This window comes from Streptomyces sp. NPDC005866, from assembly GCF_040629895.1.
Lineage (GTDB): Bacteria > Actinomycetota > Actinomycetes > Streptomycetales > Streptomycetaceae > Streptomyces.
The window spans coordinates 61,372-75,597 of the sequence record NZ_JBEXWP010000015.1; the positions used below are offsets into that span (position 1 = coordinate 61,372).

The window sequence follows — 14,226 nt, forward strand, 5'->3', positions numbered from 1 at the left end:
GCCGCCCGCGCCCCTAGGCAGGCAGGATCACATGGGGCAGGAAGCGGGCGTAGTCGTCCGTCACCAGGCCCTGCGACTCCCTGATTCCCAGGCCCGCCGCTTCCTCGCCCACCACCCAGGCGCCCAGCACCACATGGTTGCCGTCGAACGAAGGCAGGGGCGCCAACTGCTGGTAGCAGCACGGCTCTTCGCGTACGACCGGGTCATGGCCGGGCTCGTGCACGACCACCCCCGCACCCTCCCTCCCCAGCAGCGGCTTGCTCACGTAGCCCTTGCCCGCTGCCAGGTCTCTCGGGCCGTCCAGGTAGGCCGGAAGCAGGTTCGGGTGCCCCGGATACAGCTCCCAGAGGATGGCCAGCAGCGCCTTGTTGCTCAGCAGCATCTTCCAGGCCGGCTCGATCCACATCGTGGTGCCCGTGCCGCCGCCGTTGTCCAGGGTGTCGAGGACGTGGGCGGCGAAGGCGTCGGTCGTGAGCCACTCCCAGGGATAGAGCTTGAAGCAGCTGCGGATGAACCGGAGTCGGTTGTCGACGAAGCGGCCCGAGAGGGTGTCCCAGCCGATCTCCTCCATGGAGATCCAGTCGGTGTCCAGGCCCGCCTGCTCGGCGGTCTCCTTCAGGTAGGCGACCGTCATCAGGTCCTCGCCGAGTTCGTCGGCGGAGGAGTGGGCGAAGTGGAGGGGGGTGCCGGACGGGAGCAGGTGGGCCTGCTTCCGCCAGGCGGCGATGAGGCGTTCGTGGAGGCTGTTCCACTGGTCGGCGCCCGGGAAGCGGTCCTCCATCCAGAACCACTGGGCCGAGGCCGCCTCCACCAGGGAGGTGGGGGTGTCGGCGTTGTACTCCAGGAGTTTCGCCGGGCCCCTGCCGTCATAGCGGAGGTCGAAGCGGCCGTAGAGGGAGGGGAGTTCGGAGCGGCGCTGCCAGGCCTCGGCGACGGCGGCGCGTATGCGCGGGTCACTGATGCCCAGCTCGGCGAAACGATCCTTCGCCACGATGTGGCCGGCCGCCGCCAGGCACATGGCGTGCAGTTCCTCGACGACCTCCTCCAGCGCCTCCACCTCCTCCAGGGTGAAGACGTAGTACGCGCTCTCGTCCCAGTACGGGCGCAGCACGCCGTCGGGATGGCGGGTGAGGGGGTAGATCAGGCCCTGTTCCTCGACGGTCCGCTGCCAGCCAGGGCGGGGTCCGGTGGTACGGCGTTCCATCGTGCGGTCAGCCGCCGGAGCTGCCGTGGCCGCTGCCGAAGCCGCCGCGGTGGACGCTGTGTCCGCCGCTCGACGAACTGCCCGAGCCCTTGCCCGGCTTGGTGAACGAGCCGCCGCCGACCCAGCCGCCGTTCCTCTTGCCGCCGTAGTAGTAGGCGCCGTTGACGGCGCCCTTGGTGGAGGTGCAGTTCTTGTCGGAGACGACCTGGTAGCCCTTGGCGGCGGTGTAGCTGTTGCGGTCGACGCAGCGCTTGTCGGGGTCGGAGGAGCAGGCGGTGAGGGCGGCGGCCAGCAGGCCCATCCCGCCGAGGATCACCGTGCCCGAGCGGAGTTGCCGGCGCGCGTCAGCCATGTTCGTGTCTCCCCGTTGCCTGCGGTCGGCCGACGGTCCCCAGGTGATCATCGGCCGGATGTCCGGCGACAGCTTAGACGAGCGCATGCGGCGCCGACCGCGGCAGAGTTACGGCGGTGCGGACACGGCTGGAGGAACGCACAGGCACGTCGGGGCATGTGCTCCGCCGCCGGGGGCCGTGGAGCTCCATGGATGCGACTTCCCCTACAGTCCCTTTGTGCTCTTTGGAATGCTGTGCGCTCTCGCCGCCGCGATCTGCTTCGGTACCGCGACGGTTCTGCAGGCGGTGGCCGCGCGGGCGGCCGGTGAGGGTGCGGGCGGCGAGGCCGCGCTGCTGTTGCGGGCCGTGCGGCAGTGGCGGTACATCGCCGGTCTGGGGCTGGACGGGCTGGGGTTCGTGTTCCAGATCCTGGCACTGCGGTCGATCCCCATCTACGCGGTGGGCGCGGCGCTGGCGTCGAGCCTCGCGGTGACCGCGGTGGTCGCGGCCCGGCTGCTGCGGGTGCGGCTGAGCGGGGTGGAGTGGGGTGCCGTGGGGGTGGTGTGCGCGGGGCTCGCGATGCTGGGGCTGGCGTCGGGCCCGGAGGGGGCCCGGGCCGGTTCCGACGGGCTGAAGTACGCGATGCTGGCGACCGCGGTCGGCGTGCTGCTGCTCGGGCTCGTCGGCGGGCGGCTGTCGGGGCGCTGGCGGGCGCTGCTGCTGGGCCTCGGCGCGGGCTTCGGGTTCGGGGTGGTGGAGGTGTCGGTGCGGCTGATCGACACCCTGTGGCCGAGCGGGCTGTTCACCAACCCCGCGGCCTACGCGCTGCTCATCGGGGGCGGTGGCGCATTTCTGCTGCTGACCTCGGCGCTGCAGCGCGGCTCGGTGACCACGGCGACGGCGGGCATGGTCATCGGCGAGACGATCGGCCCGGCGGCGGTCGGGGTGGTGTGGCTCGGGGACCGCACCCGCGAGGGGCTGACCTGGCTCGCGGTGCTCGGTTTCACGGTGGCCGTGGCGGGGGCGCTGGCGCTGGCCCGGTTCGGTGAGGCGCCCGGGGCGCAGGATGCGGACACCGGGGCGTCGGAGCCGGTCGGTCCACCGCGTCCCTGATCCCGGCCCAGATGCGCGACCTGGCATCCGGGGCGGCGACGACGATCCCGACGGCCTCGTTCCAGCGCTGTTCGTCGATTCCGCACAGGCCGGCCACCACGCCGGGCGCCGGCCGTGGCGGGGGGGGGAATTGCTCGACGGCGAGGCTATGCGGCCACTGCCGGAGGCGTAGGGTCCATCTTCAAATATCATCGGGTGCTGGATCATGGTGGAGTAATACGTCGTCATGAACTCACCGATCGGGAGGGGGAGTTACTCGCTCCGCTGATACCTCGCGCGGCCACGGGCCGGCAGCGGGTGGAGGACCGGCGGGTCATCAACGGGATAGTCGTCGAGCGCTGTTTCAACCAGCTCAAGGGCTTCCGCGGCATCGCCACCCGGTAGGACAAGACCGCCACCTCCTACGAAGCGGCGGTCACACTCGCGTCGTTCCTGCTCTGGGCAAGATCCGTTTGAAGACGGACCCTAGTAGCCGACTGCGACCTCCATCCATTGCGGGTTCTGCATCGAGGTGTAGGCGGCCTGGCCGGCCACGTCGTCGTAGGGGAAGCCGTAGGCGAGGTGGTTGATGGCGTGGTCGTGCCAGTACTTGGCGTACCAGTTGGCCGGGTCGCCGGCGTAGAACCGGGCCGGGTCCTGCTGCTGGGCAGCCGGCAGGTCTGCAGTGTGCCGGTTCAGTGCCGCGCACAGGCCGGCATTCGCCGCGAGGGAACCGGCACATCCGAAGATGTTCGAGGTGGACTCGTTGACGCCGACGGAATTCGCGTACGCGTTGAAGTAGTTGGCGTTGGCGCCGCCTGCGCGGAAGCTCGGGTCGCTGCCCGGGGCGATGATGCGGTACGGCGCCTGAGTCTGAGCCAGTACTTTGAACTGCTGCGGCACGGAATTCTGGAAGCTCTGGAAGACCTGCTCGCGGCTCATGGTGAACAGGTCCTGGGAGTCGCCCAGTTGGACGTCCTGACCGCTGTGCGAGTGCAGTCGGATGGCCAAAGGCAGTCCCCAGGCGTCCACGCGGGTCGTGTTGCCGTTGAAGTCGGCGCTACCGGTGGTGAATTCGATGAAATCGTAGTACTGGCTGTTCGGGGCGCCGACGTAGAAGTACATGCGCTGGGCGGGCCCTGCGACGATGTCGAGGTAGGGCTGTTCGGCGATCGAGTGGACCTGACCGTTGTAGCTCCAGTAGACCTGGCTGTCCGGGTAGGCGCCGTTGGTCCGGTTGAGGACCTTCACTTTCATGACGGCCGATGAGGCCGGGATGTCATCGGTCGTCCCCCAGAAGTTGTCCGGCGGCGTGGTCCCGGAGCCGCCGTAGACCTGGAACTCGTAGAGCGAATAGCCGTACGGGGTGGCGCGTTGGCTGCCGTACATCCGCACATACCGGCCGGAGGCAGTCACGTTCAGGTTCTGTACACCGCCCGTGCCTGTGGTGGTCGAGTAGACGGTTGTCCACGGGCCGCTCGGGCTCGTGGCTGTCTGGATGGTGAAGGCCTTGGCATACGCGGCCTCCCATTTCAGGGTGACCTGCGTGATGGGCTGCTCGGATCCGAGGTCTACTTGGATCCACTGAGGGTCGCTGAACGCGCTGGACCAGCGGGTCTGTTCATTGCCGTCCACCGCCTGGGAAGCAGGGAAGGACGCGTTCTCTGTGGAGGAGGCGGTGACGGGCCTGCCCTGGGAGAGCAGCGTTCCATCTGCTCGGGCCGGCGAAGGCGAGACGGCGTTGATGGCCAAAGCGGCGATCAACGCCAAGAGGACGGCGAGGATGGTCTGGGGGCGACGCCGCGCACTGTGCGGTATGACGATGTTTAACACGGTCGTACTCCTCTTACGGGTGGGGGCCGTGACGGAGACCGCAAAGACAAATGCCTGCTGGCGAGTGATGCTCGCAAGCACCCGCGCGCGAGTCAATGGTCTGTACTTAAGAGGCTAAGACGTCGTTTCTTATGGTCATGACGGCGGCTGGGTGGCGTTGGGAAAGCCCAACGCGTCCAGCAAGGCGCTGACGAGGTCCTCCACAAAGGTCTCCCGCGAGCGCAGCAGTTCCTCGATCTGGGGCTGCTGTGCTGTGACAGGGATCCCGGCCGCAGCAGCCCAGACGAGGGCGCCTTCAGCGTCGGCGGGAACTTCCGCTTCGAGTTCCGCACGCCTGCGCCTCACGGACTCACTGAACTCGGGTGTTCCCACCCACAGGCTGATGTCGTCCAGGTCCTCGGGTTCCTCGGCGAGGAGCGCCGCAGCGCTGTCCAGGTTGAGCCATGCCTACCAACGCTGCCCGTCGGTCGTACGCACCCGAACACTCCGCCCGTCTGCCCTGGTCGGAGCTGGTGCCCGACGTCTACAAGGCGATGGTCCGGTTGGACTCCGCCGCCCGGAAAGGCCTCGAACCGAAGCTCCTGGAGCTGGTGAACATCCGGGCCTCGCAGATCAACCGCTGTGCGCTCTGCGTGGACATGCACAGCAAGGACGCGCTCGCGCAGGGCGAGAGCGTCGAGCGGATCGTCCAGCTCAGCGCCTGGGAGGAGTCCGGGCACTTCTACACCGTGAAGGAACTGGCGGCGCTGGCGCTGACGGAGGCGGTGACGGTCCTGACGGACGGGTTCGTGCCGGACGACGTCTTCGAGCGGGTCGCCGAGCACTTCGAGGAGGCGGAGCTGGCGCAGCTGATCGCCGCGATCACGGTGATCAACGCGTGGAACCGGTTCGGGGTGACCTGCCGTGTGGTGCCGGGGCACTACCGGCCGGGGCAGCACGCGTGAGCAAGGCCGGTGTCTTCCGGGCCCGTGGGACGCGGCGAGCGCCCGGGCCGTGGTGGCGGGGGTTCCCCGGCGCCGGAGACGCCCAGCGATGGGGTCTCGGCGAGGCCCGGGTAGGCGACGGCGAGACCCCGGCGGACGGGATGTCCGCGGCCGTCGCGCGGATCGCCCGGGCCGCGGACGTACCGGTGTCGGCCGACGTGGAGGACGGCTACGGGGCTGGCGCCTCGTCGAGCGGGCCGCGTTGTACGTCGCGGCCGGTGCCGACTGCGTGTACCCGATCGAGGCCCCGGCCGCCGTGCTCCCCCTCCTGCGCTCCGGCGTCCAGGGCCCGCTGAACATGTGCGCGGGCCTGGACGGTGCGGGCGCCCTGCGCGAGGAGAGGCCGTCATGACAGCCACTCCTTCCACACGGAGGGGTGGCTCTCCACCCACTTCTTCGCGGCCTCCTGAGGGCTCAGCTTCTGGTCGGCGATCATCAGCGAGACCTGGTCCTGGTCCTCGGTCGTCCACTTGAACTTCTTCAGGAAGGCCGCCGCCTTGCCGCCGCTCTTCGCGAAGTCCGCGTTGAGGTACTTCTGCAGCGGGGTGTGCGGATAGGCGCAGGCGACCTTGGCCGCGTCGGCGTCGCAGCCCTCCTGGTACGCCGGGAGCTTCACCTCGGTCATCGGCACCTTCTTGAACAGCCACTGCGGCGAGTACCAGTAGGTCAGGAAGGGCTTCTTCTCCTTGGCGAACTGCTTCATCTGGGTGATCTGCGCGGCCTCGGAACCGGCGAACACGACCTGGTAGTCCAGCTTCAGGTTGTTCACCAGCGCCTTGTCGTTGGTGACGTACGACGGTGAGCCGTCGAGGAGCTGCCCCTTGCCGCCGCTCTCCGCGGTGCGGAAGAGGGAGGCGTACTTGTTGAGGTTCTTCCAGTTCGTGATGTCGGGGTGCTGCTTGACCAGGTAGGTCGGCAGGTACCACCCGATGTGCCCGGTGACCCCGAGGTCCCCGGCACGGCCGATGGTCTTCTTGTCCTCGACGTACCGCTTCTCCTGGTCCGGGTGCCCCCAGTCCTCCAGGAGCGCGTCGACGCGTCCCTGACTGAGCGCGTCCCAGGCGGGCACCTCGTCGACCTGGACGGTGTCGACGCGGTAGCCGAGTTCGTGCTCCAGGATGTACTGGGCGACGGCGACGTTGGACTGCGCGCCGACCCAGGACTGCACGGACAGGGTCACGGTCTTTGACCCCCGCGCGTTGGCGAAGGGCGAGGCCTGCTTGGTCATGTCGGCGGCACCGCAGCCGGTCGCGAGGACCAGCACGCAGGAGGCGGCGATCACAGTGGTACGGCGCATGGTCACGCTCCCTTCCTGGTAGGGCGCTCCGTGGGCTGGGTGACCCGGTCGAGCATCAGGCCCAGGCAGACGATGGCGGCACCGGCCACCAGTCCGGTCGCCAGATCGCCCTGGGCGAGACCGAAGGCGACGTCGTAGCCGAGAGCGCCACCGCCGACCAGACCGCCGATGATGACGACGGCGAGGACCAGCACCACACCCTGGTTGACGGCGAGCAGCAACGCGCGCCGGGCGAGCGGCAGTTGGACCTGCAACAGCTGCTGACGGCCGGTCGCGCCGAGCGACCGCGCGGACTCCAGGGCGGCCGGGTCCACCTGGCGCAGACCCTGCGCGGTGATCCGTACGACGGCGGGAAGCGCGTAGACGACGGCGGCCGCCACAGCCGGGGCGCGGCCGACGCCGAACAGGGCGACGACCGGGATCAGGTACACGAACTGCGGCATGGTCTGGAACACGTCCAGGACGGGGCGCAGGGCACGTTCGACGCGGTCGCTGCGGGCGGCGGCGATACCGGCCGCGAAACCGAGGACGAGGGTGACGGCCACGGCCGCGAGGACCTGGGACAGCGTGTCCAGCGACGGCTCCCACACCCCCAGCACACCGATCGCGGCCATCGCGAGGACGGCGGTGAGCGCGGTGCGCCAGGTGCCGATCAGCCAGGACAGGGCGGCGACGACGAGCAGCACCGACCACCAGGGCAGCCACTGCAGGCCCGACCGGACGGGGTCCAGGATCCAGGTGGTGAAGTGGGCCGCCCAGTCGGCGGTACCGCCCACGACGGGGACGCCCGAATACAGATGGGCGGTCATCCAGTCGACGGCGCGGTTGACCGGTTCGGCGAAGTTCAGGGTCCAGGCGGCGGGCCAGTCGAGGCCGCCGAGGAGCCGGGCGGCGACGGCGACGGCCACGGTGGCGGCGAGGGCGTAGGCCCAGGCGCGGGGGCGGGTTTGTGCGTCGTCGGTCCGGTCGCCTGCCGCTGCCGTGATGCGGTCCAGTACGACCGCCAGCAGGACGATCGGGATGCCGGCCGCGAGAGCCGCGCCGACGTCGACCGAGGCGAGGGCCTGGTAGACGCGGTCACCGAGGCCGCCGGCGCCGATGACGGAAGCGATGACCGCCATCGACAACGCCATCATGATCGTCTGGTTGAGGCCGAGGAGGAGTTCCTTGCGGGCGAGCGGGATACGGGCGGTCAGCAGCCGCTGCCTGCGGGTGGCGCCCAGTGACTCCACGGCCTCCAGGACTTCCGGGTCGGCGCCGCGCAGGCCGAGGGCGGTGAGCCTGGCCATGGGCGGGGCGGCGTAGACGACGGTGGCGAGGACGGCCGCGGGGACGCCGATGCCGAAGACCAGGACGACGGGGAGGAGGTATGCGAAGGCGGGGAGCACCTGCATGGTGTCCAGCACCGGGCGCAGGGCGCGGTGCAGCCGGTCGGACAGGCCGGCACCGAGGCCGAGGACGAGACCGACGGCGACGGACGCGAGGACGGCCACGACCATCAGCGCGAGGGTCTGCATCGTCGCCACCCACATGCCGAGGGCACCGCAGGCGAGGAAGGCGGCGGCCGTACCGGCGGCGAGCCGGAGGCCGGCCACGCGGTGGGCGACGGCGGCGGCGAGCACGGTGACGCCGGGCCAGCCCGCGGCGAGGAGGGTGAGGTAGACGGCGTGGACGGTGAGGACGACGGCGTTGCTGATGTAGCCGAAGAAGTAGAGGAAGACGGGGTGGGTGTCGCGGTTGTCGATGACCCAGTTGCTGGCGGAGGTGAGGGGTGAGGAGAGGTCGACGGTGAGGTTGTGGGGCCAGGCGGCGGCGGTCCAGTGGGAGTTGGCGAGAGGGACGAGGATCGCGGCGGCCACGGCCAGCACCAGAAGCTTGCGTACGGCCCGGCTGGCGGGGAGCGGTATCCGACGAGGGGTCGGGACAGTGATCGTCGCCATCAGACGCCCTCCGGACTGGTGCGGGCGGCCGGGGGGTTCACTTGCCCGCGCTCACGGGGCCCACTACCGCGCGCGGCCGAACGACTGCCCGCATCCGCCTTCGCCACGACGCCGAGCAACGCGTCGGCGTCCACGACCCCGACGCAACGCTGCCCCTCCACAACCCGCGCCGGGACGCCGGCCCCCGCGACCACGTCGATCGCCTCGGCGACCGTCGCCCCCGGACTGACCACAGGCCCGGTCTCGGTCTCCCCCGCCTCGACCGCCCGCATCGCGGAGCCGACCGTCATCACCTGCTCGCGCGGCACATCCCGCACGAACTCACGGACGTAGTCGTCGGCGGGGGATCCCACGATCTCCTCCGGCGTGCCCAGCTGCACCACCCGCCCGTCCCGCATCAGCGCGATGCGGTCACCGAGCTTGAGCGCCTCGTTCAGGTCGTGCGTGATGAAGACCATCGTGCGGCCCTCCTCGCGGTGCAGACGGACCAGCTCCTCCTGCATGTCCCGCCTGATCAGCGGGTCGAGCGCGCTGAACGGCTCGTCGAAGAGGAGGACCTCGGGGTCGACGGCGAGCGCCCGGGCCAGGCCGACCCGCTGACGCTGGCCGCCGGACAGCTGGCCGGGGCGACGCTGTTCCATGCCCTCCAGGCCGACCTTGGCGACGACCTCGGCGGCCCGGCCGCGCCGCTCGGACCTGCCGACGCCCTGGATCTCCAGCCCGTACGCGACGTTGTCGAGGACGGACCGGTGCGGCAGGAGCCCGAAGTGCTGGAAGACCATCGCCGCACGGTGGCGGCGCAGTTCACGCAGTCGGCCCTTGTCCATCGCACGGACGTCCTCGCCGTCGATGGCGATGGTGCCGGCCGTCGGCTCGATGAGCCGGGTCAGGCAGCGGACCAGGGTCGACTTCCCGGAGCCGGACAGGCCCATCACCACGAAGACCTCGCCCTTGCGCACGTCGAAGGAGACGTCACGGACGGCGGCTGTACAGCCGGTGCGGGAGCGCAGGTCGGCGGGCGCGAGGCCGGTCAGGTCGGGGTCCGCGGGGACGCGTTCGGCCTTGGGGCCGAAGACCTTCCAGAGGCCGTCGACGGAGAAGACGGGGGTCGTGACAGGCGTCGCGGCAGGAGTCGCTACAGGCGTCGTGCCACGGGTCGTCACAGGCGTCGTACCAGGGGTCTTACTACTCATCACGCACCGCCCTTCAGCAGGTCCACGGCCCTCTCGCCGACCATCAGCACTCCGATCATCGGGTTCACCGCCGGCATGGTCGGGAAGACGGACGCGTCGGCGATACGGATGCCGTCCAGGCCACGGATCCTCAACTCCGGATCCACCACGGCCTGCTGGTCGTCCGTCGAACCCATCCGGCAGGTGCCCGCCGGGTGGTACACCGTGTGCGCGGCCTTGCGGGCGTACTCGCTGAGCTCGGCGTCGCCCAGGATCTCCGGCCCGGGGCACACCTCGCGCTTCAGCCAGCCGGCCAGCGGCTCGGTCTTCGCGATCTCGCGGGCGACGCGGATGCCGTCGACGAGGGTGCGGCCGTCGTAGTCGTCCTCGTCGGTGAAGTAGCGGAAGTCCAGCGCGGGCTTCACGGAGGGGTCGGCGCTGGTCAGGTAGAGGCGGCCGCGGCTCTTCGGCTTGGGGATGTTCGGGGTCATCGACACGCCGAACTCCGGCCGCCGGTAGCCCAGTCGCTCCGGGTTGTCCGTGAACGGGATCTGGTAGAAGTGGAACATCAGGTCCGGGCCCGCGTGTCCGGGATCGCGGCGCACGAACAGGCCCGCGTCGGAGTCCATCGCGGAGTTCTCGGGGATCGGGCCGTTCGTCTCCCAGACGATCACCGACTCGGGGTGGTCGAGGAGGTTCTCGCCGACGCCCGGGAGGTCGAGCGCGACCGGGATGCCGAGCGCTTCGAGATCCCGGGCCGGGCCTATGCCCGAGTGGAGCAGCAGACGCGGGGAGTCGACGGCGCCCGCACACAGCACGACCTCGTTGCGGGCCCGTATCAGCAGGTCCTCGCCGTCCTTGGTGCGGACATGGACGCCCTCGGCGCGGCTGCCGTTCAGCTCCAGCCGGTACGCCCAGGTCTCCAGCAGGATCGTCAGGTTCGGCCGCTCGTCCATCACCGGGTGCAGGTAGGCCACCGAGGCGCTGGACCGCTTGTTGTCCTCGGGGTGGTAGGCGAGGTCGAAGAAGCCGACGCCCTCCGTGAACGGCTTGCGGTTGAAGCCCTCCACGCGCGGGACGCCCAGCGCCTCCTGCGCCGCGTCGACGAAGTCGCGGGCGATGGCGTTCCGGTCCTTCTCGTCGACCGGGACGATGTTGTTGAGGAGGCGGGCGTAGTACGCCTCCATCGGAACCGCGCCCCAGCCCTTGGCACCGGCCTCCTCCCACTCGTCCCAGTCGGAGGGCAGCGGCTTGAAGGCGATGAGCGTGTTGTGGGACGAACAGCCACCGAGGACGCGGGCGCGGCTGTGCCGGATGTGGGAGTTGCCGCGCGGCTGCTCGGTGGTCGGGTAGTCGTAGTCCAGCTCGCCGCCGAGCAGGCCCATCCAGCGGCGCAGGGTGAGGACGTCGTCGCGGCCGACGTCGCTGGGGCCGCCCTCGATCACGGCGACCGTGACATCGGGGTTCTCGGTGAGGCGGGAGGCTATGACGGAACCAGCGGTTCCGCCACCGATCACGACGTAGTCGTAGTCGTAGGTGTGGGGCATGGGGAGGTGCTCCAAAGGGCTTCCGGAAGACTGACGCGGCTTCTCGCGTACGGCGGTCGGGTGGGCTCAGCCGGCGAACCAGCGCACCGGCCGCGGTGCGAGGTTCTGGTAGACGTGCTTGGACTCGCGGTACTCGGCGAGCCCGGCGGGGCCCAGCTCACGGCCGGTGCCGCTCTTGCCGAACCCGCCCCACTCCGCCTGCGGGAGGTAGGGGTGGAAGTCGTTGATCCAGACGGTGCCGTGCCGCAGTCGCCCCGCGACCCGCCGGGCGCGTCCGGCGTCGGCGGTCCAGACGGCACCGGCCAGGCCGTACTCGGTGTCGTTGGCGAGGGCGACCGCCTCGTCCTCGGTGCGGAAGGTCTCGACGGTGAGGACCGGCCCGAAGACCTCCTCGCGTACGACCCTCATCTCCCGGTGGCACTGGTCGAGGACCGTCGGCTCGTAGAAGTAGCCGCCGGCGGGGCGGTCGGCGGACGGATCGGGGCGCTTGCCGCCCGAGCGCAGCACCGCGCCCTCGGCCAGCGCCGAGGCCACAAACGCCTCGGTCTTGGCACGCTGCTGCTCGGAGACGAGCGGACCGCACTCGACGCCGTCCGCCGTGCCCCGGCCCAGCCGGATCCGCGCGGCCCGGCGGGCGAGTTCGGCGACGAACCGCTCCCGGACCGGCTCCTCGATGATCAGCCGGGCGCCGGCCGAGCAGACCTGGCCGCTGTGGATGAAGGCCGCGTTGAGGGCCTGGTCGACGGCGGTGTCGAAGCCCCCCTCGGTCGCGCAGGCGTCGGCGAAGACGACGTTGGGGTTCTTGCCGCCGAGTTCGAGGGCGACCTTCTTGACCGACACGGCCGCCGCCTGCGCGACCTTGACTCCGCTGACCAGTCCGCCGGTGAAGGAGACCAGGTCGACGTCGGGGTGCTCGGCGAGGCGGGCGCCCACGCTGTGCCCGGGGCCGGTGACGAGGTTGGCGGTCCCGGCGGGCAGCCCGGCCTCCTCAAGCAACTCGATCAGCGCGATGGCCGTCAGCGGGGTGATCTCGCTCGGCTTGATCACGAAGGTGTTGCCCGCCGCCAGCGCCGGGGCGACCTTCCAGCTCGCCTGGAGCAGCGGGTAGTTCCAGGGGGTGATCAGGGCGCAGACGCCGACGGGCTCGTGCACGACGACGCTGTGGATGTCGGGCGAGCCCGCGTCGACCACCCGGCCCGCGCCCTCAGCCGCCACCAGGTCGGCGAAGTAGCGGAAGGCGGCGGCGACGCAGTCGATGTCGACACGGCCCTCCTCGACGGTCTTGCCGGCGTCCCGGCTCTCGAGGAGGCCGAGCTTTTCGCGGTCGCGTACGAGCAGGTCGGCGACCCGGCGGAGCAGGGCGGCGCGCTCGGCGACGGGGGTGCGGGGCCAGGCCGCGGTGTCGAAGGCGCGCCGGGCGGCGGCCACCGCCGTCTCCGCGTCCTTCTCGTCGCCCTCGGCGACCACGGCGAAGGGCAGGCCGTCCGCGGGGTCGATGATCTCGCGCGTCGCGCCGGAGACGGCTTCCAGCCACTCGCCTCCGGCATGGATGGTCGCTTGTGCCGTTCGGTCCGCCATGATCGGTATTGCCTTCCGTTCCTGTTCAGTGCCCCGGTGTGACAGAGGAGTCACACTCGGAGACCGTCAGCGCATGCCCTCGGTCTCGAATTGCATGCGCAATCGATGGCCGAAAGTGTGCCGCGTCACTGAACAGTCGGACAAAACCGGGCAAAAAAGCCTCTTCATGGCACGGAACCCGACGGTTCGGTGCGCGTGGCATGCCGGGGCCCGCTCCTGGTCGAGATCTGACCGACGAGTTCCCAGAAGCACACGAGGGCAGTCACCGGCGGAATCCCGAAAATCACTAACGACAGCAGCGCCTGCGACGAGTGGCTGACACACAGCACCACGGCCATGGCGGAGGCGGCCAGCACCACACACCAGGACCGGCGCGCACTCCGGCGTTGAGCGGTGGCCCGCACGACGGAGAGCGCCGCCACGAACCATGGGCCGTACACCGTCAGCGGCCAGTACAGCGCCAGCCCCGCGGGCAGCATCGACGAGGCGATTACGCGCAGCTGCCCGTAGGAGTAGCAGAGGGACCAGGCCAGCATGCACACCGCGCACAGCGTGACGGCCGCGATCAGGAGCGTGACGTACGTGACGCTCCGGCCACCGTCGAGCAGATGCGACTCGTGGCGGAGCCGCCGACGGCCGGTCCCGCGCTGGGCCGGTACGTCCAGCAGGGTGGGCGCCGCACTCACACCGGCCGGTGCGGACAGCATCTGGGCCAGTTCCTCGACCGGGTCCCAGTCGTTCCGCGTGACGTCCGGTTCCGGGACGCCCCAGGCATGGTCGTAGAGACCGGGATGGTCATAGAGTCCGGGATGCTCGTAGAGACCCGGATGGTCATGAAGACCGGGATGGTCGTGAAGACCGGGATGGTCATAGAGACCCGCATCGCGCTGAATCCCGTCCATCGATAAAACCTCCGCACCCTGCTTCAGGACGCTCCGTACAGATCGGCCATCGTCCGCCGATATTCCATTTCCAGCGTATTGATTGTCTTCAGGAAATCATCCAGCAGGTCCGAGCATGAAGTGATATCCATACTGCCGGGCCAGCGGAGCGCGGTCGTCGGGTGATCTTGGGTGGTAAGCCAGTCCAATCGCGTCACGGTCACCTAACGACCTTCACACAGGGTGGGGTTTGTGGCGTTCGGGGGAATTCAGTCACCCGAAAGAGAACCTATAGAATACCTGCCGCCACACACTTGGAGAAACCGTGAATAGGCAGGCAATTACATTCCGCGGATACTGGAATTAA

General features: G+C 69.8%; 13 protein-coding genes and 2 pseudogenes. 4 read left to right on the forward strand and 11 right to left on the reverse strand.

What is annotated here, in order from left to right:
* Positions 1–13 precede the first annotated feature (13 nt).
* Both ABZ396_RS22625 and ABZ396_RS22630 read right to left on the reverse strand, forming a co-directional pair.
* The gene (locus ABZ396_RS22625; protein ID WP_358915882.1) at positions 14–1,204 is read right to left on the reverse strand and encodes a glutathionylspermidine synthase family protein; all 1,191 of its coding nucleotides are present in this window, start codon (positions 1,202–1,204) and stop codon (positions 14–16) included.
* Between the two features lie 7 nt (positions 1,205–1,211).
* Positions 1,212–1,556, reverse strand: a complete 345-nt coding sequence (locus ABZ396_RS22630; RefSeq protein WP_358915884.1) for a hypothetical protein — start codon at positions 1,554–1,556, stop codon at positions 1,212–1,214.
* 229 nt (positions 1,557–1,785) lie between these two features.
* On the opposite strand from ABZ396_RS22630, the gene ABZ396_RS22635 reads away from it, so the two are divergent.
* Positions 1,786–2,649 (forward strand): hypothetical protein, encoded by an 864-nt coding sequence (locus tag ABZ396_RS22635; RefSeq protein WP_358915926.1) that lies wholly within the window; start codon positions 1,786–1,788, stop codon positions 2,647–2,649.
* Between the two features lie 327 nt (positions 2,650–2,976).
* Positions 2,977–3,105, forward strand: a pseudogene (locus ABZ396_RS22640) (IS5/IS1182 family transposase); the annotation flags it as partial.
* A gap of 9 nt (positions 3,106–3,114) precedes the next feature.
* On the opposite strand, the gene ABZ396_RS22645 reads toward ABZ396_RS22640, so the two are convergent.
* Together ABZ396_RS22645 and ABZ396_RS22650 are read right to left on the reverse strand one after the other, a co-directional pair.
* Positions 3,115–4,461 carry a beta-1,3-glucanase family protein gene (locus ABZ396_RS22645; protein ID WP_358915886.1) on the reverse strand — a complete coding sequence of 449 codons (1,347 nt, stop codon included), beginning with the start codon at positions 4,459–4,461 and terminating at the stop codon, positions 3,115–3,117.
* Between the two features lie 135 nt (positions 4,462–4,596).
* Positions 4,597–4,806 (reverse strand): hypothetical protein, encoded by a 210-nt coding sequence (locus tag ABZ396_RS22650; protein WP_358915888.1) that lies wholly within the window; start codon positions 4,804–4,806, stop codon positions 4,597–4,599.
* Between the two features lie 98 nt (positions 4,807–4,904).
* Here ABZ396_RS22650 and ABZ396_RS22655 point away from each other — a divergent pair, with 98 nt between their 5' ends.
* Together ABZ396_RS22655 and ABZ396_RS22660 are read left to right on the forward strand one after the other, a co-directional pair.
* Positions 4,905–5,405, forward strand: coding sequence for a carboxymuconolactone decarboxylase family protein (locus ABZ396_RS22655; RefSeq protein WP_358915890.1), 501 nt, complete (start codon positions 4,905–4,907; stop codon positions 5,403–5,405).
* Positions 5,365–5,751, forward strand: a pseudogene (locus ABZ396_RS22660) (isocitrate lyase/phosphoenolpyruvate mutase family protein); the annotation flags it as partial. The gene ABZ396_RS22655 and the pseudogene ABZ396_RS22660, both read left to right, overlap by 41 nt.
* Positions 5,752–5,790: 39 nt before the next feature.
* Here ABZ396_RS22660 and ABZ396_RS22665 read toward each other — a convergent pair.
* The 7 genes from ABZ396_RS22665 to ABZ396_RS22695 all read right to left on the reverse strand — a co-directional run bounded on the left by ABZ396_RS22665 (position 5,791) and on the right by ABZ396_RS22695 (position 14,083).
* Positions 5,791–6,741: an ABC transporter substrate-binding protein gene (locus ABZ396_RS22665; protein ID WP_358915892.1), complete on the reverse strand. Its 951-nt coding sequence runs from the start codon at positions 6,739–6,741 to the stop codon at positions 5,791–5,793.
* Positions 6,742–6,743: 2 nt separating this feature from the next.
* The gene (locus ABZ396_RS22670; RefSeq protein ID WP_358915894.1) at positions 6,744–8,681 is read right to left on the reverse strand and encodes an ABC transporter permease subunit; all 1,938 of its coding nucleotides are present in this window, start codon (positions 8,679–8,681) and stop codon (positions 6,744–6,746) included.
* Positions 8,681–9,877, reverse strand: a complete 1,197-nt coding sequence (locus ABZ396_RS22675) for a glycine betaine/L-proline ABC transporter ATP-binding protein (protein WP_358915896.1) — start codon at positions 9,875–9,877, stop codon at positions 8,681–8,683. The genes ABZ396_RS22670 and ABZ396_RS22675 overlap by 1 nt, the downstream gene beginning before the upstream one ends.
* Positions 9,874–11,400, reverse strand: coding sequence for a GMC oxidoreductase (locus ABZ396_RS22680; RefSeq protein ID WP_358915898.1), 1,527 nt, complete (start codon positions 11,398–11,400; stop codon positions 9,874–9,876). Before ABZ396_RS22680 ends, ABZ396_RS22675 begins: the two co-directional genes overlap by 4 nt.
* A gap of 66 nt (positions 11,401–11,466) precedes the next feature.
* Complete coding sequence (locus ABZ396_RS22685; protein WP_358915900.1) at positions 11,467–12,978, reverse strand: aldehyde dehydrogenase family protein; 1,512 nt, start codon at positions 12,976–12,978, stop codon at positions 11,467–11,469.
* 164 nt (positions 12,979–13,142) lie between these two features.
* The gene (locus ABZ396_RS22690) at positions 13,143–13,880 is read right to left on the reverse strand and encodes a DUF2637 domain-containing protein (protein WP_358915902.1); all 738 of its coding nucleotides are present in this window, start codon (positions 13,878–13,880) and stop codon (positions 13,143–13,145) included.
* 23 nt (positions 13,881–13,903) lie between these two features.
* Positions 13,904–14,083, reverse strand: a complete 180-nt coding sequence (locus ABZ396_RS22695; RefSeq protein WP_358915904.1) for a hypothetical protein — start codon at positions 14,081–14,083, stop codon at positions 13,904–13,906.
* Positions 14,084–14,226 lie beyond the last annotated feature (143 nt).

What these genes read in the sequence shown, in the direction of transcription:
- ABZ396_RS22665 (WP_358915892.1), bottom strand. Translation starts at nt 6,741, where the DNA reads ATGCGCCGTACCACTGTGATCGCCGCCTCCTGCGTGCTGGTCCTCGCG.
- ABZ396_RS22625 (WP_358915882.1), bottom strand. Translation starts at nt 1,204, where the DNA reads ATGGAACGCCGTACCACCGGACCCCGCCCTGGCTGGCAGCGGACCGTC.
- ABZ396_RS22670 (WP_358915894.1), bottom strand. Translation starts at nt 8,681, where the DNA reads ATGGCGACGATCACTGTCCCGACCCCTCGTCGGATACCGCTCCCCGCC.
- ABZ396_RS22690 (WP_358915902.1), bottom strand. Translation starts at nt 13,880, where the DNA reads ATGGACGGGATTCAGCGCGATGCGGGTCTCTATGACCATCCCGGTCTT.
- ABZ396_RS22680 (WP_358915898.1), bottom strand. Translation starts at nt 11,400, where the DNA reads ATGCCCCACACCTACGACTACGACTACGTCGTGATCGGTGGCGGAACC.
- ABZ396_RS22655 (WP_358915890.1), top strand. Translation starts at nt 4,905, where the DNA reads ATGCCTACCAACGCTGCCCGTCGGTCGTACGCACCCGAACACTCCGCC.
- ABZ396_RS22635 (WP_358915926.1), top strand. Translation starts at nt 1,786, where the DNA reads ATGCTGTGCGCTCTCGCCGCCGCGATCTGCTTCGGTACCGCGACGGTT.
- ABZ396_RS22630 (WP_358915884.1), bottom strand. Translation starts at nt 1,556, where the DNA reads ATGGCTGACGCGCGCCGGCAACTCCGCTCGGGCACGGTGATCCTCGGC.
- ABZ396_RS22685 (WP_358915900.1), bottom strand. Translation starts at nt 12,978, where the DNA reads ATGGCGGACCGAACGGCACAAGCGACCATCCATGCCGGAGGCGAGTGG.